This window comes from Sphingobacterium shayense (assembly GCF_013179575.1).
Lineage (GTDB): Bacteria > Bacteroidota > Bacteroidia > Sphingobacteriales > Sphingobacteriaceae > Sphingobacterium > Sphingobacterium shayense.
In genome coordinates, this window is sequence record NZ_JABMCQ010000003.1 from 1 (window position 1) to 21,682 (window position 21,682).

Below are 21,682 nucleotides of genomic sequence, written 5' to 3' on the forward strand. Positions count from 1 at the left end.
AGTGAGAAAGCAACGAAAGATCAATGCGAAGATTATTGCCCGAGCCCACAGATATGATATTTACGAAGACCTGGATTCTACGCAGCTTTTTTGGCCTTATAGGCTAAAGACGATTGAACAGATCGATGCAATATTTGTCATTTCGAGTGATGGTAAAGATTATTTAGAGCGTAAGTACCCAAGTGCGCTATCGAACATTCAAGTCTCAAAATTAGGTGTAACCGATAGGGGGTATACTGCTAAAAGCTCTGATCAGGATGTTCTAAATATAGTGTCCGTATCACGCGTACATCTGGTTAAGCGTGTCGACTTGATCTATCGATCTGTTGCAGAGTTCGCGACGTTGTATCCAGAGAAGGAAGTTCGCTGGACACATTTTGGTGATGGTCCTGAACTCCGCGAGATAAGACTGTCTGCATTATCCAAGCCGAGTAACATGTCTACGGTATTTAAAGGTAATGTTGCCAACACGGCGGTATATGCACACTATACAGACGAGCCTGTTGACGTATTTATCAATCTAAGCAGCTCCGAAGGAATACCAGTATCAATTATGGAAGCTATTTCTTTTGGTATCCCAGCTATTGCCACGAATGTGGGAGGCAATGCTGAAATCGTAGTTGCGCAAACGGGCATGCTACTCGAAGAGCATCCTACTACCACGGCGGTTGCCAGCGCCTTAGGCGCTGTTCTAATAGATAAGATAGTAGAGAAGTCACAAATTAAGCAGTATTATTTGGACAATTACAATGCAGAAAGAAATTATGAACAGTTCAGTGAATCCGTTGTAAAACTAATTTCCTAAATGAAAAAAATACTTTATATAGTTGCGACACAGTACGATAATATGGGAGATCTGCTCATCAACAAGTGTTTTGTCGATGAACTAGCTTTATATGGGGAGGTGTATCTGGATACAAAAAAAGTACCTGCGGCATTTAAGGCTGTATTACTAGAAAAGGAAAACGTTCGCGAGCTGTCCTCGATCAGTTCAGTTAGCTTAAAAGGTTTTGGGTTATTTCGTATTCCATTCGCAAAAAATCAAAAATTCGATTGTTTATTTAAAAGTCCTGGACCTTTTGGGGGCTCTCACACGGTAGACCAAAAGGTCCGAGCTTGGCTATTCTACTTGATTTTTCTCTTTTACAAAGGCAAAGGTACGAAGAGCTACCTAATGGGTAACGACTTTATTTTGCAAACCCCCTTCGATAATAAAATTATCAAGAGATATAGCAAGGTGTTAAACGGTTTATACCTGAGAAGCCAGACTAACGTTAGTCAGGTTAGCAATTTAGGAGTGAAGAATGTTGCTTATTCACCAGATTTTTGTTTCATGCTGAACACACAAATCGAAGCTGCTAAAACGCGCGTGGGTGTTTCTTTTCGCGATATGGGTGATACCGACAACCAATGTATCTTCAAGGCAGTCGGTAGTTATGTGCAATATTTTCGATCTAAAGGCTATGCCGTGGATTTCTTTTATCAGGTGGAACGTGACAGGGACTTTAATCTCTCCTTGTACAGTTCTGTGTCTGGGCCGAATGTATTCTTTAAGGAAGGTGTATTGAGGTGGGAAGAGAGAGACTTCTATGCCGATAAACTTTTTCTATTAAGTAACAGGTTGCATGTGCTTTTGCTTGGACAGATGTATCTAGGAATTCCCCTAGCATTCATCCTTGGACATGCTAAGACACAAAAGATTCATGATATTTTTCATACCGTAGGTCTGCATGATCTTTTGTTCAACGAGTTAAAAGTCAGTCAATTGGAGGATTTTTATGTCTCCCAGCAAGACCTTCGGCAAAGGATCAAAGATGTAAACTACAAGCAGAAACAGGTATTTAAGTCACGATTAAATAAAATACTATAAACCGCCTAATGGGTATATATATTTTCATAGCTTCCCTTTTTATAATATTGTATTGCTTTCGCAAGACCAATAGTTCTTTTCTTTGGCTCGCCGTAATCATATTCGTAGGATTAAGTGCACTGCGTGGTCCAGACGTAGGGATCGACCACGTAGCCTATATGACTGGATTTTTAAAAGATATTCCAACTTTGCCATTTTCTGCGCTTACATTTAAGTGGGAGGTAGGTTGGATCGTGCTTAACGAGTTTGCTATACATACTTGGAACGATTGGCGATTTATGCTGTTTATCATTGCATGCCTGACGGTCCTTCCGTTCATCTTCGTGTTAAAAAAAGAGACGCCTGACCCATTATTAGCGGTTATTCTTTACCTGTTGTTTTACTATTTTATCCTCCCTTTTAGTTTGGTTAAACAAGGCGTGGCTATCTCCCTATTTATGCTTGCTATTTATTATTTCAAAAAGACTGATAATTTGAGAGCACTTCTGTTCTTTGTCTTAGCTTGTTCGATTCACTATTCCGCGATTTTGATGGCACCGTTTGTTTTTATCGCCAATAAAATAGATTTAAAGCCCAAAACAGCGGTGATCGCGCTATTAGCGACATTTGTTCTTGGGCTTATTGGCTTCGATGGCCCGGTGCGATCGTTGATAGAAATGCTACCCTACGAAAAATACCAAAATTATGCTGACTATAAATCCGATGTGAAGTTTAGCAGATTGAATTTCTACCTCTCTTTACTACCTAAGAATATTGCCTGTGGCCTCATCTTCTTATATCTAAAACAGGGACGAAATAAGTTGTATAAAAATCTATTGTTATCCGGTATGGTGCTCGGAAATTTGTTTATTACGATCTCGTTGATTTCGCGGTTCGTAATCTATACCTATCCCATTGAGATTATTCTGCTTACGCGGTTAGTGTATCAATATGAGGGGCGAAAAAGAGTGATCGTTTGTGTCGGAGTTTTGACGTATGCGCTCCTGTATTTTATCTATAGTTTACAAACCAACAGAGGCGGGGTTATACCGTACGAATTTTATTTTTAAGTGTCATGAAAAAAGTAGCTATCATTTATCATTACATTGCTCTATATCGACTCCCCATTTTTCAGGAGCTGATGAGAACGAACCCAGATATTGAATACACCTTGTTTGCTGGAACTAGCAGTGAAATCAATATAAAGAAAATTGACATCAACCTGTCGTCCGTGCCGCTGGAAAGAGGGGGGTTAAGATGGAGCTTCTTGAAAAACAAATGGCTTCTAAAACGTAAGTTTCTATGGCAAGGAGGTTTGATGAAAGCTGTCACTCGTGAGAATTTCGACGCGTATATATTTTTAGGTTCACCCTATTTTATTTCTACCTGGTTGGCAGTGATTATTGCGCGCCTTCGCGGTAAGAAGATTTATTACTGGATGCATGGGGTGTATAAAGACAATATTACTGCTGTGGATAAAGTGAAGCTTTTCGTCTTTTATAAGTTAGCGCATGGATTCTTTTTATATGGAAATCGGGCGGCAGCTATATTGAGAAAGTATAATGTGAAACCAGCAGAAGACATACACGTAATTTATAACTCGTTAGACTACGAAAAGAATTTAAAAATAAGAAGACCTTTTGAGATGGAAGCAATTACTTCTTTTCGGGCAAAATTCTTTAAGAATACAGACATTCCAGTCGTTATTTTCATCGGTCGTCTCAACCAAGTTAAGCGAATTGATATGTTGATCGAAGCGCAATCAATCTTGAAGAATAGGTTGGGTAAAGACTTTTTTAATCTGCTTGTCATTGGCGATGGAGAGCAGCGGGTTATTTTAGAAAAGCAAACACGCAATCATGGCCTCGAGGATGCGGTGGTATTTCTTGGAGCGGTTTATGACGAAGTGGAAAACGGCTATTTGTTATCAAGTGCAGACCTGTGTGTCACGCCAGGTGAAGTTGGCCTAACCGCAATACATTCGTTGTCTTACGGCACCCCCGTAATTTCTCATGATAATTTGAACACGCAGATGCCCGAGGTAGAGGCGATAAAGCCGGGATTCACCGGGGAGCTCTATTCCTATAATTCCATAGACAGCTTGGTTGAGGTAATTAACAACTGGTTTTCACGCCATCCAGCCAAAGACGAAAAAATGATTCAACAATGTTATCAGGTTGTGGATACGCACTTCAATCCATATTATCAGTCGGCAATATTAAATACTGTTCTAAAAAAGGTTTAGTATGGGCATAGTCAGTAAACTAAAGCAAAATGATACCCTCGCGATGGTATTTCGCTTTTTCAAGTGGTTGAAAATCCGTTATATCTATAAATTGAAATCTGTTCATTCAACGTTCAACATAGGAGGTCCCTGCACAATAAGTCCAGACCTAATAGCCGGAGAGTATTCCTATGTTGGGAAGAACGTACTTATTTATCCCGGAGTATCCATTGGGAGGTATACCATGATTGCGCCGAATGTACAGATTATTGGTAGTGATCATAACTACCAGCAAGTAGGCAAACCAGCCACGTTCTCGGGGCGGCCTCCGCTGAGGCGGACTAAAATTGGTCGTGACGTATGGGTTGGTACCAACAGTATTATCATGGCAGGAGTGGAACTTGGTGACGGTTGTATCGTAGCTGCTGGATCGATAGTAACTAAAAATATTGAACCCTATTGTATCGTAGCGGGGGTACCCGCTAGACTTATACGAAAACGTTTTCAAAACGAAGAGCAGGAAATGGTACATAGCAAGATGCTCTATGGTCCCTTGCTTGAAAATGTCAGAAATAAACCCATTCAATTAAGTGAAGATGAGCATGAATCAATCTAAAGTCACCCTCGCTAAGTTTGATGCATCATTAGGTCTTGACCGCAGAGCGAGTAAGGTGAAAGAAATGCTGTGGTACATAATAAAGATGCTTCTTTTTTTGACTGCCTTTCCCATTCCGAGTAGGTTCAAAGTGTTGATATTGCGGTTGTTTGGCGCGCGGGTTGGTCATGGCGTGGTGCTCAAGCCTCGCATAAACATACACTTCCCTTGGAAGCTCGTCCTTGGAGACCATGTGTGGATTGGAGAAGAAGTGTTTATACTGAATTTTGAGAGGTGCACCATCGCCAGCAACGTGTGTGTCAGTCAGCGAGCCTTCCTCTGTGGAGGCAACCACGACTTTCGTAAGCCTGATATGCCTTACCGCAATGGGCCGATAATCTTGCACGAAGGATGTTGGGTTGGGGCAGGGGCTTTTGTAGGCCCCGGTGTTGAAATTGGTACTGACACCGTCATCACTGCGGGATCGATCATCACGGGTTCCGTGGCTGGCAATGGGATTTATAGAGGTAATCCCGCTACGCTTGTCGGCGTGCGGTGGAAAAATGATAATGAATTAAAAAATTGACTATGCGCATATTGTTATACGGAATAAATTATGCTCCCGAACTGACAGGGATTGGCAAGTACACAGGAGAAGTGGCGGTATGGCTAGCAGCGCGCGGGCATGATGTTCACGTGTTGACGGCAATGCCGTACTATCCTGAGTGGGAAGTACATTTAAAATATAAACGAAAAATCTGGCATACCGAATACAAGGAAGGGGTCAAGGTGCACCGAGTCCCGCTCTATGTGCCAAGGGAAGTAAGTGCTATAAAACGTATTGTGCATGAATTCTCATTTCTTCTATCTAGCACCCCCTTCTGGCTGAGCTTCCTTTTTAAGAAAAAATTTGATGCGGTATTCTGTATAGCGCCTCCCTTTCACTTATCGATAGCACCCTGGGTATACAACTTTCTTAAACCGGGGGTATGGATTAACCATATTCAAGATTTGCAAGTCGATGCGGCAAAAGATCTTGGCATGATTAAAAATAAGAGATTCCTTGGTGTCATGTTCGCTCTAGAGCAGTTCTTTTTAAAAAAAGGTACCCGCGTATCAACCATCAGCGAGGGCATGCATAAGAAAATATTAAATAAAGGTATTTCCAAAGAGGATATACTTTTATTTCCCAATTGGGTAGACAGCAAGACCATCTTTCCATTACCAAAGGAAGAGTCACTCCGTCAAGAGATGGGTTTCAGCCTGACTGATAAAATCGTTCTTTATAGTGGCAACCTCGGGGAGAAGCAAGGGCTAGATGCCATTATTCGAATCGCGGAAACGTTCGTCACACAACCTGATGTCAAATTCGTTATCTGCGGATCTGGAGGAGCAAAAGAAAAGCTAATGCGGCAAGCGGCATCTGCCGAGCTTCAGAATGTGTTCTTCTTCCCCCTACAGCCTTACGAAAAGCTTTCCAAGCTGCTTGCTATCGCTGATCTGCATCTCGTTCTCCAGAAAGGTTCGGCCGCAGATCTGGTTATGCCGAGTAAACTTACGGGAATCCTGGCGGCGGGAGGGTGCGCCCTTGTGACTGCGCTTCCAGGAACCACACTATATGAGGTGATCAAAGAGCATAATATGGGCATCCTGGTGTCTCCCGATGATGAAAAAGCTTTACGCGAGGGTATCGCTCGAGGGTTAAAAGAAGATAGTAGTTCTATCGAGAAAAACGCCCGAGGCTATGCCGAGCAATACCTCGATAAAAAGCAAATTCTTCTAACACTAGAAGGTGCGCTTCAAGCGCTCATTCAAGGACAGAACATGGAGAGACTAATTGACTACAAAAAAGCTTAAAACAAGAATTATGCGATTGACTAGAACCCCCGAAAACCGATGCCTGACGAATATCATTTTTATACTGCTTCTGATAGCTTTTTTGCTCTCTACAACGCGGGCATCTGGTCAGGATTTACACGGAGATAGTCTGCAAAAGACATCCACCAGGCTGTACCATAAAAGTGTGGGTTTTTCGGTTAACGGTACGGGAAAACAATCTGTTCCGTTCTGGATGCGAAGTAATCGGTATGGTAGTGTTCCTCTTGCAGGTGCTTCAGTCTCCCTTTACGGTGAACTTGGGAAGGAGTATAGTAGCGCAAAGAAGCTCATAGACTGGGGAGGAAATATTAATGTTCGTATGAACGTAGGAAGTAAATTTGAATTTATTCCTGTAGAAGCTTATCTCAAAGGGCGTTTAAGCGTATTTGAACTTAAAGCTGGCCGTAGTCGTGACCACGAAGGCCTTAATGATCCTGTACTTTCTACTGGATCGTTCACGCTTTCGGGAAATGCACCGGGAATTCCTAAAGTTCAAATAGGGATTCCTGAATATTATGTCATTCCTGTTGTAAGTGGTCTATTTGCTTTCAAGGGGAATGCTAGTTACGGCTGGATGGGCGATGTTCCCATACAGTATGGCGACGTGCCCGATATGCAAGCGGCGACCAAGTACCACCATCTTTCTTTCTATGGAAGGCTTGGCAAACCTGAAGCAAAATGGAAGCTTTATGCTGCGGTGCATCACGATGTCGTATGGGGTTCCGACAAAGCTATTTTCGGTGATCAATATGATCTCAGCTGGTCTCAGGAGCTTTGGCATGTGATTTCGGGAAAGGCGTACGCTCCTCCTACGGGCTATCAAGGTAAATTTGAAATATCAAAAGTTGGTAACCATCTGGGGGCAATTGATTTTGGCGCCGAATATGAATTTAAGCAATTTCGCGTGAACGTTTACAGACAGTTTTTCTACGATAAGGGAGCCATAGCTTATCTTGCAAATGTAAAAGACGGATTGACAGGCCTTGTATTTACCAATACGACTAAAGATTCGAACCCTTCCTTCAGGTGGAATAAAATTCTCGCAGAATTTTTCTATTCGAAACATCAAGCCGGAGATTATGGCACTAAAAAAACCCCATCGGGCCCCGAATATTACTATAATCATGCCGTCTATAGCGAAGGGTTTTCTTACAATGGTTTTGGCTTGGGCACACCGCTTATCATTCCTGCAAAAGATGCGAGCTCAGGAAATATCAACCATCCGCTAAATTATTTTATATCTAACCGAGTCGTTGCCGGACATATCGGAGCGCAGGTTGATGTTCGGGAATGGCAGATTCTCGTTAAGGCAACTTTCGCTAGACATCACGGCGATTATAGAACGAGTGGTCCATACGAGCAGTGGTTTAATGGGAAATTACGCCCGCAGCATTTTAATATGGGTAGGTTCGATCCTGTGAATCAGTTTTCTTTATTTCTCCAAGGTAGTAAAGAGGTTTTTCAGGGTATTCATATCTCCGGTGTTCTAGCATTAGATCAAGGAGGTATTCTGGAGAAAAATGTCGGCGGGCTCGTTAAAATTTCCAAACATTTTTAGAAAGTTTAAAAAAGTAACATATATGGTCAAAATTAATAAAATCACTTGTATTGGCGCGGGCTATGTTGGTGGTCCGACAATGTCCGTTATTGCGCAAAAGAATCCTAATCTTCAAGTCACCGTTGTCGATTTAAATGCGGCACGAATCGCTGCATGGAATGATGAGGACCTAACCAACCTTCCTGTCTACGAACCTGGGCTGGATGCAGTGGTTTTCGAGGCCCGGGGACGTAATTTATTTTTTTCAACGAATGTTGATAAAGCTATTATTGAGGCAGACATGATTTTTATTTCTGTCAATACACCCACAAAAACGTACGGGAAAGGTAAAGGCCAAGCCGCAGATTTAAAGTTTATTGAACTCTGTGCACGGCAGATTGCTGCGGTGGCTACGAGCGATAAAATTGTGGTTGAAAAATCGACACTACCGGTACGTACTGCTGAGGCATTGAAGAGCATCTTACAAAATACAGGTAGCGGTGTTAATTTCCATATTCTTTCCAATCCCGAGTTTCTCGCAGAAGGCACCGCTGTTGCCGATCTACACAGTCCTGACCGCGTGCTTATTGGTGGTGAAAACGCAGAAGCCATGCAAGCACTTGTAGACATATATAGTGCCTGGGTACCTCGCGAAAGAATTATAACGACTAATATTTGGTCTTCCGAACTTTCCAAACTTGTAGCAAATGCGTTTCTAGCGCAGCGTGTCTCCAGTATTAATGCAATTTCTGAGTTTTGTGAAGCTTCCGGTGCAAACGTGGACGAGGTCGCCAGAGCAATTGGTCAGGATAGCCGTATAGGGTCTAAATTTCTAAAGGCCTCCGTCGGTTTTGGAGGATCTTGTTTTCAAAAGGATATACTCAACCTTGTCTATATCGCGCGTTCCTATAACTTGTATGCGGTAGCGGATTATTGGGAGCAGGTTATTATTTTGAACGACCATCAAAAGATGCGTTTCGCACAGAAGATGATTCAGACGATGTATAACACCGTTAATGGTAAACACATAACGTTTTTGGGGTGGGCCTTTAAAAAAGATACGAATGACACGCGGGAGTCTGCAGCAATTTATATCGCTGATCAACTGCTAGAGGAAGAAGCCGTTCTGGTCATTTATGACCCCAAGGTGAGCGAGAAGCAGATTTATGATGATTTGGATTACTTGGGGACACGCTCACCTGAAGATAACCGACGGTTGGTGAAGGTGGTTAACGATCCTTACCAAGCGATCAAGCATGCGCATGCCATTGCGGTACTGACCGAATGGGATGAATTTAAATCTTACGATTGGAAATCTATAAAAGAAGAAATGAAACGTCCGTCATTTGTGTTTGATGGCCGTAAAATACTCGACCGGCGGCAACTTGAGGAACTGGGATTTTCCTATTATGCAATCGGGGAATAGAGACAGCAAACTAGAACACATTTTATATTAACTTTTTAAACGTAACAATTATGAAAATTGGAATCACTTTTTCGGCCTTCGATCTCTTACACGCGGGTCACATTAAAATGCTTGAAGATGCTAAAAAGAAATGCGATTATCTTATTTGTGGTTTACAGACGGACCCCACACTTGACCGCCCTGAAAAGAATAAACCCACACAAACAGTTGTCGAGCGGTATATTCAACTTAAAGGATGTAGCCATGTCGATAAAATAGTGCCTTATGCAACGGAGCAAGATCTTGAGGATATTTTAAGATCTTTTAAAATTGATGTGCGTATAATAGGGAATGAATATGCTGACAAAGATTTTACAGGACGCAAATACTGTGAAGAAAAAGGAGTGGAGCTATATTTTAATAGTCGCGATCACCGCTTTTCAAGTTCTGGGTTACGTCGTACGGTGGCCGAGAAAGAAGCGGAACGCGAGAAGCTGATTAAAGTGCCGGTAGAAAAACTAAGAGCGAAGGCGTAAATGGTATAATATTAGATTATAAAATCATGAAAATAGGAATTACATTTGGTGTGTTTGACCTCTTACACGCTGGTCATATTATGATGCTTGCCGAAGCAAAAGCTAACTGCGACTATTTGATAGTTGGACTGAATACCGATCCTTCTGAAGTTGATCCTACAAAAAATAAACCCACTCAATCTGTAGTTGAACGTTATATTCAGCTCGAAGGGTGTCGTTATGCTGATGAAATTATCCCCTATGAGACGGAGCAAGATTTGGCTGATATGATCCAGGCGATGACTATACATATCCGGTTTATAGGTGAAGAATATCGAGATAAAGACTTTACCGGAAAAAAATATTGCATTGCGGAGGGGATAGATATTTATTATAACAAACGGACCCATCGTTTCTCGAGCCACGGATTACGTATGGTTGTTGCAAATAAGGAATCTATAAAGGCCGTAAAGCGATAGCACATAGTTTGTTGTAATTATGAAAAACAATGCAATACTCAATCAGGTTAACTAATAACCGTATAAAAATATGAACATTATTACGCACGTTATTTTATCGGGCGGTGTAGGCAGTAGACTCTGGCCTTTATCGCGTAGAAGCAATCCTAAACAATACTTGAATTTGTTTAATGAAGGGTCTCTTTTTGCTATGACTGTTCGCCGTAACCGCGCATTATGCGACAAAGTGATCGTCGTAGGAAACTGCGAAAACTATAGATTAAGCAGAGAGGTGATGGATGCGCAAGGCATTTCTTATATAGACATCGTTGAGGCGACTCCCCGCAACACAGCAGCAGCTATCGCATTCGCAGCTTTCTCTTCGGAGCCCGATGATATATTGATTGTTACCCCGTCCGACCATGTTATTGTAGGGGAACAGGCTTATGCAAAGGCGATAGGGACCGCAGTCGAAAAGGCGGCCGAAGGTTACATTGTTACATTTGGTATTCATCCGACAAGACCAGAGACGGGCTACGGTTATATTGAATATGAAAACGATCAGGTGCTTTCATTTCGTGAAAAACCAAATCTAGATACAGCAGAGGATTTTATTGAACGGGGCAACTTTCTGTGGAACTCTGGCATGTTCTGTTTCAAGGCCGGAGTGCTATTACAAGAGTTAGAAGAGTTTGAACCCAAAGTGTACGCAACAGCCCTCGCTACCTGGAAGCAACAAACAGATGGAAAACTCGAGGAGACGCTGTCAAAGAAAATTCCTTCAATCAGTATCGATTACGCGGTAATGGAACGTTCAAAAAAAATTAGAGTAGTGGCCACCCAGTTCGAGTGGTCTGATTTGGGTTCTTTTGAGTCTCTTTATGACTACCTAATATCTACAGATTACCCCGTAGATGAAAATGGTAACATGGTGATTGGTTCCGATCTTTACACCACTTTTGTGGGACTAAAAAACACGCTGGTCGTGTGCACTGACGATGCGCTTTTGTTTTTGCAGAAGGAAAGATCACAAGAAGTGAAAAAAGTATACAATACTTTAGAGAGACATCAATCTAAGTTAATTGATTAATTTTTATAAGTACGACTGACTTTAGTATGCATCTAATAGAAAATGACTATTTAAAAGTGCAGATTAACGAGATTGGCGCGGAATTAAGAAGTATATGGTGTAAGAAAAAATGCAGAGAATACCTATGGCAACGGAACGCCAAATATTGGGCTAAATCTTCCCCAGTACTTTTTCCTTTTGTTGGAGAACTTAACGGGGGAAAGTTTCATTACAACGGAAGAACCTATTACGTTCCAAAGCATGGGTTTGCAAGAGATCGATTATTTCAGGTCTGTAAGCATGATGCTTCAAGCGTGTATCTTATGCTGGAATCTGGGGAAGAGACGTTTGCGATGTATCCTTTTCATTTTGAGTTTACAATTAGTTATACATTGCAAGGTCGAAGCCTGCTTTGTCAATATGAAGTGGTAAATAAAGGTGCCGAGCCTATGTATTTTTCCGTAGGTGCCCATCCGGCATTTGCGCTAGAAATAACAAACGATCAGTGCTATTCCGACTATTTTTTATCTTTTCCTGACGATCACTCCCTAAAGAGATATTTTCTAGAAAATAATCTCTTAACCCGACATTATAACATAGTGCCTTTGGATGAAAATAAGTTAGTTTTAGATGACGACATGTTCAACCAAGATGCTTGGGTGCTAAAAGGTTTGAATTCTTCTCAAGTCATGTTGCAAAATCAAAATGGAAATTACCGAATCGCTCTTAATTTTAATAGTTTTGAATACTTCGGTTTATGGGCACCACCCGGAGCGCCATTTATCTGTCTAGAACCTTGGTCGGGAGTAAATGATTCAGTGTCTCATCGGGGGCATATTGAGCAAAAAGAGGGAATTGTGGAGCTGCGTGGTATGACGCATTGGAAACGAAATTGGTCTATTCAAACCTTCTAGTTATTTAGTTATATAGTAAAATATTATCAGTATTCTTCATGTTTTTAAGATATTAAACCCTGATTTACATTTTTTTTCTCCAATCGGTTGCTGACCGTCATACGCTATTAGTTTCCTATACAATTATATGTTTTGCACTAATTATATAGCTAAGGCAAAAATAGTTGTTTATAAAAAATGAAACTAATTCGACGGGAAATTGTTTCTAAAGTAACATATAGATAACTCCTATTCGACTTATTTATTTAAAGGTAATCATAAGGATGAAAGCACGAAGACCGAAGACTTATTATACGCCGCAAGAACTGGAGACGGAATCAAGCAAGCAGATCCAACACATTCATCGAGATTTTATAAGGAAAATAAATGCTTCTGATTATCCCTGTTTGGGCGCGAAATCAGCTGTACACACTGATCAGTACAGACTGGGAATTTATGGAGAAATGGGAAGTCGTGAAAGTACGGAGGCGTTAGCCAAGGACTTGAAAAAGTATATAGAAGAAACAGTTGTCGAGGATAGTCAGTATATGACAATGATTGCTATTTTTACAGATGCCGCCTATTCGGAGATAGAATTTGAGAAAAAGCTTTGGACGCAGCTACAAGCCCTTCATAATCTAGAACGTATCTTCCAGCCTTGGGACCCAGAAGTAAGTAGTGATCCTGAAGCAGATGATTTTAGTTTCAGTTTTAATGGAAGCGCATTTTTTGTGGTGGGTGTTCATCCCCAGGCCAGTAGAAAGGCCAGGCGATTTGATTATTGTGCAATGGCCTTCAATTTACATCGTCAGTTTGAGCAACTTCGTGAAAAGGGCCTATACGAAAAAATGAAAAATTCGATACGTGACCGAGAGATTTCCTATGACGGTGGTATCAATCCGATGTTGAGGGATCATGGAAAAGGATTAGAAGCGCCTCAGTACAGTGGACGAATGGTGGGCAAAGATTGGAAGTGTCCATTTCGGAGGTAGTATTATTGAATATTGTAAAAAAATAAATAAATGGTCCACACGATAGAAAAACAAACTGGCAAAGCGTTTCGATTAAACAAAGGAGAAATACTAAAAGTGACGGACCCTTTGGGTCAACAGGTGAGTGATATGGTCCTTTTTAATGCGGGCGATATTCGGGAAAAAATTTCGTCGGGAAAAACATTGGATTTTGAAAACACGATTTTGATTACAAAAGGGCATCATTTATGGAGTAACAGAAGTCGTCAGATGGTGGAGATTCTGGAAGATACTAACGGGCGTAATGACTTTCTTTTGGCTCCCTGCAGTCCCGAAACTTTTCAAATTCTCTATAACGACCCTGAATATCATCCCAGCTGTTTTGAGAACCTTTACACGAATCTTTCTGAGTTTGGCGTCGAGCCTGACGATATTCCTACTGCGTTTAATATCTTTATGAACGTTCAGTTTGGTTTAGATGGTGAACTGTCAGTAGATCCACCGACAAGTAAAGCAGCCGATTATGTAACGTTCCTTGCGAAAATGGATTTGATCGTCGGGCTTACTGCCTGTTCGGCAGAACAATCTAATAACTTTGCTTTTAAACCCATTCAATATGAGATTCTAGGTCTTCAGTAGTCAATTAAAAAGCTGTTTATGTTTACAGTCGCATCTAGAATTTAAAACTGGGACAACAGGTTCTTTTTTAGACTCAAGCGACGCTAGCGTGTTATACACTCCTGAACATTTAGTAATTTACGGTTAAAAAGCTACGGAGCAGAAATTGATAGTTGAACTTTAATTGTTTTTCCTGAATCACTGTATTAATTTCGACGATATTTGAAGTTCATGTCGGCCAAGATGCTTTTTGAAAGTTGTCGAGGAATCTGTTTTTTTTACATACTCAGGCTCTTCTATAATGTTGTGAAATGGCCTAAATTCTTTTTAATTCAACTTGCTCTTGATACTGGACATGTTTTATCTTAATTAAACGTTTTTTCTGAAAATCAAGCGCCTTTGTGATAAACTGATACGTCGAAACTACGGCTTTAAACGTCATGTCTTTCTTTACATCTCCCTTTTTTTTACTTAAAAATATTATTCATTTACTACTGTGAATATTTCTCTTTATCAGGGTTTTATTGTTATGCTAACCACCTTGCGTTTCGTTTTATACGCTGTAAACTTTTTGATTTATTCAAAAAAAAAATAAAAGTCCACAACAAAATTAACGTTAATGACGTTCTATTAAATGGTATCATGTAACAAAAATGATATAAACATTAACACTATGACGACAACCTATACTACTTCTTCATTCTATGGTATTTCCGTTTATGCAAGGAGCAAGTTTTTATTATTAAGACTCTTATTTAACTTATTTATCGTATGATGCATTACCTCCAATACTCGCTCTCATTGGCATCCGCTCTTATTGTTTTTTATCAACCAGCGCGAGCGAACAATATTATAGGCAAAGACAATTTTACAACGTTTAATCGATCAACCCCCCCAACTTATCATCTACTTGATTCTATCGAAATTAAAGGTAAGATAACTGATTCTACAGGAACTGCAATTCAAGGTGTGGTTATCACAGAAAAAGGTACGACAAATAACGCGCTGTCTGAGCCGGATGGAACGTTTAGTATTTCAGCAGATCCAAATGGGATTCTAATCTTTTTGAAATCAGGTTTTTCTAGTAAGGAGATCCATGTGAACAATCAAAATTTGATTGAAACCTCCCTATCAGTAGGCAAAGAACCTTCGGATTCGGTCGCGACTACAGCTGCTGATTCCAGCGCGACTGTGAGCCCGCCAGCAGCCCCAGTAATTAGTGGAGGAGGAGATACGACTGCCGCCATAACTTCGGCCGCTCAGGACACTGCCGCAGCACCTACGCAAGCCGGGCAAGACATGGTTACAGGAATTGTAAGTGGGCCGGCAGGTCCGTTATCAGAGGTGACGGTGACCGTAGAAGGAACTAACGTATCGACGAGTACAGATCAATCGGGCAAATTTCAACTTGCGGCCGATGCGAATAGTACCCTAACTTTTTCGTCGGTTGGTTACAAGACCGTAAGCCAAAAAGTTGGAGATAGAGCAAATGTCCAGGTTGTATTGGCCGCAGAGAACAATACCTTAGAATCTGTACAGGTAGTCGCTGTAGGGTACGGCACGATGGAACGCGCAACATTACCTACGGCTGTATCTAGTATAGGGGCTAACCAAATACAAGACGAAGTATTACCAAGCATCACGCAAGCTATACAGGGTAAAGCCGGTGGAGTTCAAGTAACTCAAAAGTCTGGTTCACCTGGAGGCGGTATCAGTATTCGGGTGAGGGGAACTACATCGATAAACGCAAGTTCAGACCCCTTATATGTTGTTGATGGGATTCCAGTAAATAGTACAACGAATTTTACTGGCGGTTCTACGTTTGATTTTGGCGGTGGTACGCAGGGGATTAATGTATTGTCATCTATCAATCCATCTGATGTTCAGTCTGTTGAGATATTGAAAGATGCTGCGTCTTCTTCGATTTATGGTTCTCGTGCGGCGAATGGGGTTGTTTTAATCACAACGAAGAAAGGAGTGGCTGGAGAAAGTCAATTTAACTTCAACATGTATGAAGGCTTTTCCCAGGTGCCTCGTGAAAGGTATTACGATTTTATGAATACGGCGCAATATCAAGATTACATGAAGGATTATTACAAAATCCTGCAAGAACAAGATCCCAGTGCTGTTATCCCCGATCAGATATTCGCAAATCCAAATATTAATACCGATTGGCAAGACGCCATTTTTAGGACTGCTGGAACGAGAAATTACGAACTTTCGGCAAGTGGTGGGGGCGAAAAAACACAATATTATACGTCAGTTGGATACATGAAGCAAGGCGGCGTGCTTTTAGGATCTGACTACAGTAGAATGAGCGGTCGATTAAATTTAGATCATCAGCACAATGAAAAATTAAGATTCTCGACATCGATCAACCTTACACGTGCGATCAACCAACGTGTTCAGGAAGAAAACTCAAAGGAAGGTGCCACCAAGAGCGGTATTTTTTCACCGCCGAATCTGACAGTATATGATGCTGACGGAAACTTCGTATACGATCAGGTGAGGTTAACGCGAGAAAACCCAGTTGCAATGCTCGAGCTTCCTACGAACGAAGCGGAGACCTTTCGTATACTTGCAAACGCAAGTGTAGAGTATAACATCATTCCCGAGTTATTATTAAAAACGAGCTTCGGTACAGATATTAGTTTTATTGATGAAACGTTCTTTATGCCACCAAGCGGACTTCGTTCTTATACTGGTCAAGGGGGGATCGGAGCTCGTCGTAATACAAGAGATCAGCTTTGGATAAACGAGACGACTTTAACCTTCGATAAAACATTCGGTGACCACAGTATCAACGCCCTTGGGGGATTTTCCATTCAAGAATCTCAATTGGAATTTGTTCATGCTCAACGCACAAACTTCCCAAATAATGATATTCCTTACATCACAGCTGGTGGGGTAATTACGGGAGCGAACTCATATCCTGAAGAATGGGCGATCGCCTCTGGTTTTGCTCGTGTGAACTACGTTTACAAGGATAAATATATATTAAACGCGAATATACGTTCCGATGGATCGTCGCGATTTGGAGCAGATAATCGTTGGGCGGTATTTCCATCATTTGCAGGAGCATGGAGGCTGTCAGAGGAAGATTTTCTTAAAGATTCTAAAACAGTTAGCGATTTAAAGCTTCGGGCAAGTTGGGGTATTACAGGTAACCAAAATATTGGCAACTATGCCAGCCGTTCACTATACTCGGGCGGAAATAACTACATGGGGATCGCGGGATTTATCCCTAACGTTTTAGGAGATCGCGGTTTAAAGTGGGAGACCACAAATCAATGGAATGTGGGGGTGGACGCAGGATTCTTAGATGATAGAATATCGCTATTAGCTGACTACTATCATAAGAAAACGACAGACTTATTAATCGGTTTACCGATTCTTACGAGTTCAGGTTATATGAATAGATTCACCAACTCTGGTGATATTGAAAACAAGGGGTTCGAGTTTGAGTTAGTAACAAGGAATCTGGTCGGCGAATTTAAGTGGACCACTTCGTTAAATATGACGTTCAACAGAAATAAAGTCTTGGCTCTACCTGAAGGAATAGAGGATATGCGCGGAGGCGTGGGTGATTTGAACCGAGCTATTGAAGGACAGCCATTAGGCGTGTTTTATGGATGGCAAGCCATCGGTGTTAACGCTGAAACGGGAATGATCGATTACTTAGGGAGTGATGGTTCTGCGGTATCTCCTACAGACTATCAAGATCATAGACAGATAGGCGATCCTAACCCGGAATTTTTCGGGGGGATCTCAAATACATTTCAATATAAAAATTTCGATTTAAATATTGATGGTCAATTCAGTTATGGAAATGATATTTTCAACTATAATTTAGCTTCGGGATTAGAAGGATTTAATCCGAGTGGAAACCCTTTTGTTGACTTTGTAGATAGGTGGAGAGAACCCGGCGATATTACTGACGTCCCAAGACCTGCTCCAGGAGACCTTAGTAATGGTGCAGTATCCTCTCGGTTTATAGAGGACGGTTCCTTTTTCAGATTAAGAAATATCACACTTGGCTATACATTGCCGTCAACTATTAGTGAGAGGATCAAAATGAAAAAACTCCGTTGGTATGTTACAGTACAGAATGCTTACGTGTTCACCAATTATAGAGGATATGACCCCGAAGTTAGTTCAAGCCATGGTGGGGCCAACACAGGGTTAATTTATGGGTATGATTACGGTAGCTATCCACAGCCACGCATATTCACTACTGGAATTAACATGACTTTCTAATTTACTCAAGCAATAGACATGAAAAATAAGATATTATCCATATGTATAGTTACGATGTTGGCTTTTATAGCTACATCATGTGACAAATTTTTAGACAAAGATCCCCTTGGGCAGATCGCGCAAGATGAATTCTTTAATTCAGAAACCAACGCCAACGCCGCTGTTATGGGCGTGTATAGGAGTATGATGAATTCTTATTCTTTTGGACAGTCTGTAATTATCGTACCCGAGTTTTCAGCAAGACATGTAAGACATTCTGCAGTTTTTCCTGAATATGAAAACTTCGCTGAACATAAGATACAGGCAATAAACCCATGGATCTCAAATATGTGGCAGGCAATTTATACAACAATCAATGCAGCTAACCAAGTGATCGAAGAAGTTCCAAATATGACTGAAACGATGATCTCCGAGGATAAAAGGAGCATGTTTATTGGTGAAGCAAAATTTGTTAGAGCACTGAATTACTTTTTCCTTGTCCGTGCATTTAATAAAGCTCCTTTAAAACTCAGCTATACTAAGGAGGGAGACGTTATCGATATTCCGGAAGCAGATAAAACGGCTATCTATACACAGATAGTGAAGGATTTAACGGAGGCGATTGATGCTCTTCCAGTAGAGAATCCGAATACTGGAGACGCGGCCAGAGGCCGTGCGTCTCATTGGGCAGCAAAAGCTTTGTTAGCAAAAGTTTATTTATATCAAGCATCCATTACCAATGATTATAAAAAAGCAGCTGATTTGGCTGCTGAGGTAATCAATTCAGGAGGATTCAATCTCGTCTCAGATTTTAGCACGATTTGGACGACTCAAAATACAAGCGAAGCTATTTTTGAAATACAATTCGACGATCAAGCGACGAACCCATTAGCAACTGTTTCTAATGACAATGCTAGTGTTCTTTTTTTTGCTAAAGATTCAACGATCCTTGATCTTTATGAAGAATCGGATAAAAGGAAAGATTTCACGATAAAAAAAGGGAGTAATGATAATTTCTTTATGGGAAAATTTCCGAATTTTTCACCCGCTAGCCAGAACCTAACAACTATCCGATTGGCGGAAATTTATTTAATTCATGCGGAAGCAAAAGCTCGCGTAGATAATAGTGTTAGCCAAGCGGCTTATAATTCTTTAAAAATTGTCCAGGATCGCGCAGGGATCACAAAACCAATAGGTGAATATAATAACTTGTCGACATTCATCAGGGCTGTGCAAGAAGAAAAGGAGAGAGAGCTCATGTTTGAAGGAGAGACTTGGTTCGATTTCAGTAGGACTAAGCTTGCTCTTGAAAAATACGAGAACCTAACGGATGAGAATTTTCTTGTTTATCCAATACCTTCAGCACAAATTGATTTAGGCACTGGGCTTACTCAAAACCCAGGATATTGAGTAATATAATTTAGTCAACTAGCAGTTTAACTAGGCTAGTTCTGATTACAAAGGATCATCCTCGCTAACCTAAAGATCGCGGGAATGATCCTTTGTTTTTTAACACTTGCATGATTTTTAGTTTTGTTAATGAAGTTCGCAGGGGATCTGCTAAACGCTAGAAAAAAGGGGGATTATGAGTTCGTTACAATTTTTTACGATAGTTTAAAATCAGCTAAAAGAAAATAGTGTCCAACTGTATTCAGGAAATCCTTTTTAATGATCACGTTGTTTGGAAATGTTATCTTCTACTTCCAAGCTCTCTTCTTATACGACTCAGAGATTGCGGCGTGATTTTTAGATAGGATGCGATGTATTGCTGCGGAACCTGTTGAGCTAGCGTAGCGTACCTTCTGATAAATTCCAGATATTTTGTTTTTGCATCTCCGAAATTAAGGAAGTCGGTGTCTTTAATTTTGTTAAGCAGAGCTGCTTCGGCGACCGATTTTAAAAAGATAAAAAAGTTTGGTACTTCTTCACATAGTTTTTCAACGACAAGCTTGTGGATGGCATACACTTCTGAATCAACTACGGCTTGAAAAGCTTCTGATGAAGGGGTAGCGGAATAATAACTTTCTAGGTCAGCAAAGAATTGATTTTCCCTAAAAAAATATTTTGTTATTTCATTTCCCGCCGAGTCCGGTTTATAAACACGAATGATGCCCTGTTCCACGAATCCCATGTGATTTGAAATTGCTCCAATCTCGCTAAAATATTCTATAGCCTTAATTGGTTTATTTTTAAATTTAGATGCGATATAATCTACATCAGAATCTGATAGGATTGCTCCAAATTTCAACATCGATTTCAATTTTTCCATTTATTTGACAATTTTTAAATCCAGGACGCTTTTTGCACAGGATAAAATAGCCTCCTTTGTGGAGTAAGGTTTCCAATTTAGATTATCATATGCTTTACGAATATCGACTTTTCTTTTGATACCTAAATCTAGGAGAATAGGTTTTAATGTTGGTTCAAAATTAGAAAATAATCTTGCTAATAAATTGGGTAATTGCGAGGTGCTGATTTTTCTATCTTGGTATTTTTCTTTAAGAATGATAGCGATGTCTCGCATACTCGCGTATCCGGATGATGCGATATATCGATTCCCTGCCGCACTGGGATCGACCAAGGCTTTTGTCAGCAAATCCGCTACCGAACGTACGTCGATTATATCGAAACCAATTTTTGGTAAAGCCGGCATGTTTCCAGCAAGCATTTTAATAATGATATTTGCTGATGTACCATAATCCTCTTCCAAGACAGGACCTAAAATTGCACCAGGTAATACCGTTACGAGCTCTAAACCAGAACCTTCCTTGGACACGTACTCCCAAGCAGCTTTTTCAGCTATAGTTTTACTACGAATGTAGGGCGCGGTATCCGCTATATTATCTTCATCGGTCCAATTATTTTCTGTAAAAATATCATTGATCCGTTCTTTGGTTTTACCATATACTATAGCGGCTAACGAAGAGACGATGACAATTCGCTTCACGTGATTTAGTTTCGCCGCTTTTAGAACATGAAGCGTTCCATCTTTGGCGGGATCGATTAATTCGGCTTCATTCGTTGGTAATTCTCTAGGAAAAGGCGATGCTACATGGATTATGAAATTTTTACCTTTAGATAAGCTACTCCAAGCTTTTTCATCCATTAGGTCGGCTTGGGCGAGATTTAGATTAGCAATATGATCGGTATACTCTGCAATAACATTTTTTATGGAATCGGCTCTTTCCATATTTCTTAATGTGCCAGTTACCTTATAACCCAGATTCAATAGCTGAATTGCCGTATGGGATCCTAAAAATCCAGTGATTCCAGTTAATAATACTTCCTGCATGTCGGTAGTTTTTGTTGTTTATTCATACAAAAATCTTGAACAATACTTGGTTTGCAATTACCAAATGGTAAAAAATAACATAAAGTTGTTTCCTGCGTGAGTTAGCTGATAGTAGCAAGCTTTTATATAGCCGATGTCTGAT

General features: G+C 40.7%; 19 protein-coding genes. 17 read left to right on the forward strand and 2 right to left on the reverse strand.

Features of this window, described 5'->3' with window-relative positions; translation table 11 throughout:
* From HP439_RS00845 to HP439_RS00925, 17 genes are all read left to right on the forward strand, one after another.
* Positions 1–805: glycosyltransferase (locus HP439_RS00845; protein WP_172388447.1), on the forward strand; the 805-nt coding region annotated here is incomplete at its 5' end.
* On the forward strand, positions 806–1,870 hold the full coding sequence (locus tag HP439_RS00850) for a hypothetical protein (RefSeq protein WP_172388449.1): 1,065 nt from the start codon (positions 806–808) through the stop codon (positions 1,868–1,870).
* An 8-nt stretch (positions 1,871–1,878) separates the two neighbouring features.
* Positions 1,879–2,919, forward strand: coding sequence for an EpsG family protein (locus tag HP439_RS00855; protein ID WP_172388450.1), 1,041 nt, complete (start codon positions 1,879–1,881; stop codon positions 2,917–2,919).
* A gap of 5 nt (positions 2,920–2,924) precedes the next feature.
* The gene (locus HP439_RS00860; protein ID WP_172388452.1) at positions 2,925–4,094 is read left to right on the forward strand and encodes a glycosyltransferase; all 1,170 of its coding nucleotides are present in this window, start codon (positions 2,925–2,927) and stop codon (positions 4,092–4,094) included.
* A gap of 1 nt (position 4,095) precedes the next feature.
* Positions 4,096–4,689, forward strand: a complete 594-nt coding sequence (locus HP439_RS00865; RefSeq protein ID WP_216657722.1) for a CatB-related O-acetyltransferase — start codon at positions 4,096–4,098, stop codon at positions 4,687–4,689.
* Positions 4,676–5,254, forward strand: a complete 579-nt coding sequence (locus HP439_RS00870; protein WP_172388453.1) for a WcaF family extracellular polysaccharide biosynthesis acetyltransferase — start codon at positions 4,676–4,678, stop codon at positions 5,252–5,254. Before HP439_RS00865 ends, HP439_RS00870 begins: the two co-directional genes overlap by 14 nt.
* Positions 5,255–5,256: 2 nt before the next feature.
* Positions 5,257–6,525: a WcaI family glycosyltransferase gene (locus HP439_RS00875; RefSeq protein WP_172388454.1), complete on the forward strand. Its 1,269-nt coding sequence runs from the start codon at positions 5,257–5,259 to the stop codon at positions 6,523–6,525.
* 10 nt (positions 6,526–6,535) lie between these two features.
* On the forward strand, positions 6,536–8,104 hold the full coding sequence (locus HP439_RS00880; RefSeq protein WP_172388456.1) for a capsule assembly Wzi family protein: 1,569 nt from the start codon (positions 6,536–6,538) through the stop codon (positions 8,102–8,104).
* Between the two features lie 22 nt (positions 8,105–8,126).
* Positions 8,127–9,509 carry a nucleotide sugar dehydrogenase gene (locus HP439_RS00885; RefSeq protein WP_172388458.1) on the forward strand — a complete coding sequence of 461 codons (1,383 nt, stop codon included), beginning with the start codon at positions 8,127–8,129 and terminating at the stop codon, positions 9,507–9,509.
* 50 nt (positions 9,510–9,559) lie between these two features.
* A complete protein-coding gene (locus tag HP439_RS00890; RefSeq protein WP_172388459.1) occupies positions 9,560–10,024 on the forward strand; it encodes an adenylyltransferase/cytidyltransferase family protein in 465 nt (154 codons plus the stop codon).
* A gap of 26 nt (positions 10,025–10,050) precedes the next feature.
* Positions 10,051–10,482 carry an adenylyltransferase/cytidyltransferase family protein gene (locus HP439_RS00895; protein WP_172388460.1) on the forward strand — a complete coding sequence of 144 codons (432 nt, stop codon included), beginning with the start codon at positions 10,051–10,053 and terminating at the stop codon, positions 10,480–10,482.
* 70 nt (positions 10,483–10,552) lie between these two features.
* Positions 10,553–11,551, forward strand: coding sequence for a mannose-1-phosphate guanylyltransferase (locus HP439_RS00900; RefSeq protein ID WP_172388461.1), 999 nt, complete (start codon positions 10,553–10,555; stop codon positions 11,549–11,551).
* Between the two features lie 26 nt (positions 11,552–11,577).
* Positions 11,578–12,444 carry an aldose 1-epimerase family protein gene (locus HP439_RS00905; RefSeq protein WP_172388462.1) on the forward strand — a complete coding sequence of 289 codons (867 nt, stop codon included), beginning with the start codon at positions 11,578–11,580 and terminating at the stop codon, positions 12,442–12,444.
* A gap of 263 nt (positions 12,445–12,707) precedes the next feature.
* Entirely contained in the window at positions 12,708–13,415 is a 708-nt protein-coding gene (gene gntA, locus HP439_RS00910) for a guanitoxin biosynthesis heme-dependent pre-guanitoxin N-hydroxylase GntA (RefSeq protein ID WP_172388463.1), read from the forward strand.
* 30 nt (positions 13,416–13,445) lie between these two features.
* The gene (locus HP439_RS00915) at positions 13,446–14,033 is read left to right on the forward strand and encodes a DUF1989 domain-containing protein (RefSeq protein ID WP_172388464.1); all 588 of its coding nucleotides are present in this window, start codon (positions 13,446–13,448) and stop codon (positions 14,031–14,033) included.
* Between the two features lie 750 nt (positions 14,034–14,783).
* Entirely contained in the window at positions 14,784–18,269 is a 3,486-nt protein-coding gene (locus HP439_RS00920; RefSeq protein WP_172388465.1) for a SusC/RagA family TonB-linked outer membrane protein, read from the forward strand.
* Between the two features lie 18 nt (positions 18,270–18,287).
* A complete protein-coding gene (locus tag HP439_RS00925) occupies positions 18,288–19,658 on the forward strand; it encodes a RagB/SusD family nutrient uptake outer membrane protein (RefSeq protein ID WP_246229135.1) in 1,371 nt (456 codons plus the stop codon).
* A 280-nt stretch (positions 19,659–19,938) separates the two neighbouring features.
* Here HP439_RS00925 and HP439_RS00930 read toward each other — a convergent pair whose 3' ends face one another.
* Together HP439_RS00930 and HP439_RS00935 are read right to left on the reverse strand one after the other, a co-directional pair.
* A complete protein-coding gene (locus HP439_RS00930) occupies positions 19,939–20,517 on the reverse strand; it encodes a Crp/Fnr family transcriptional regulator (protein ID WP_172388466.1) in 579 nt (192 codons plus the stop codon).
* Positions 20,518–21,540, reverse strand: a complete 1,023-nt coding sequence (locus tag HP439_RS00935; RefSeq protein WP_172388467.1) for an NAD-dependent epimerase/dehydratase family protein — start codon at positions 21,538–21,540, stop codon at positions 20,518–20,520.
* Positions 21,541–21,682: the final 142 nt, after the last annotated feature.

Bases quoted from the DNA above. Each gene is read 5' to 3' on its own strand.
- HP439_RS00870 (WP_172388453.1), top strand. From the start codon at position 4,676: ATGAATCAATCTAAAGTCACCCTCGCTAAGTTTGATGCATCATTAGGT.
- HP439_RS00915 (WP_172388464.1), top strand. From the start codon at position 13,446: ATGGTCCACACGATAGAAAAACAAACTGGCAAAGCGTTTCGATTAAAC.
- HP439_RS00850 (WP_172388449.1), top strand. From the start codon at position 806: ATGAAAAAAATACTTTATATAGTTGCGACACAGTACGATAATATGGGA.
- gntA (WP_172388463.1), top strand. From the start codon at position 12,708: ATGAAAGCACGAAGACCGAAGACTTATTATACGCCGCAAGAACTGGAG.
- HP439_RS00905 (WP_172388462.1), top strand. From the start codon at position 11,578: ATGCATCTAATAGAAAATGACTATTTAAAAGTGCAGATTAACGAGATT.
- HP439_RS00885 (WP_172388458.1), top strand. From the start codon at position 8,127: ATGGTCAAAATTAATAAAATCACTTGTATTGGCGCGGGCTATGTTGGT.
- HP439_RS00855 (WP_172388450.1), top strand. From the start codon at position 1,879: ATGGGTATATATATTTTCATAGCTTCCCTTTTTATAATATTGTATTGC.
- HP439_RS00920 (WP_172388465.1), top strand. From the start codon at position 14,784: ATGATGCATTACCTCCAATACTCGCTCTCATTGGCATCCGCTCTTATT.
- HP439_RS00900 (WP_172388461.1), top strand. From the start codon at position 10,553: ATGAACATTATTACGCACGTTATTTTATCGGGCGGTGTAGGCAGTAGA.
- HP439_RS00865 (WP_216657722.1), top strand. From the start codon at position 4,096: ATGGGCATAGTCAGTAAACTAAAGCAAAATGATACCCTCGCGATGGTA.
- HP439_RS00890 (WP_172388459.1), top strand. From the start codon at position 9,560: ATGAAAATTGGAATCACTTTTTCGGCCTTCGATCTCTTACACGCGGGT.
- HP439_RS00860 (WP_172388452.1), top strand. From the start codon at position 2,925: ATGAAAAAAGTAGCTATCATTTATCATTACATTGCTCTATATCGACTC.
- HP439_RS00875 (WP_172388454.1), top strand. From the start codon at position 5,257: ATGCGCATATTGTTATACGGAATAAATTATGCTCCCGAACTGACAGGG.
- HP439_RS00880 (WP_172388456.1), top strand. From the start codon at position 6,536: ATGCGATTGACTAGAACCCCCGAAAACCGATGCCTGACGAATATCATT.
- HP439_RS00930 (WP_172388466.1), bottom strand. From the start codon at position 20,517: ATGGAAAAATTGAAATCGATGTTGAAATTTGGAGCAATCCTATCAGAT.
- HP439_RS00925 (WP_246229135.1), top strand. From the start codon at position 18,288: ATGAAAAATAAGATATTATCCATATGTATAGTTACGATGTTGGCTTTT.
- HP439_RS00935 (WP_172388467.1), bottom strand. From the start codon at position 21,540: ATGCAGGAAGTATTATTAACTGGAATCACTGGATTTTTAGGATCCCAT.
- HP439_RS00895 (WP_172388460.1), top strand. From the start codon at position 10,051: ATGAAAATAGGAATTACATTTGGTGTGTTTGACCTCTTACACGCTGGT.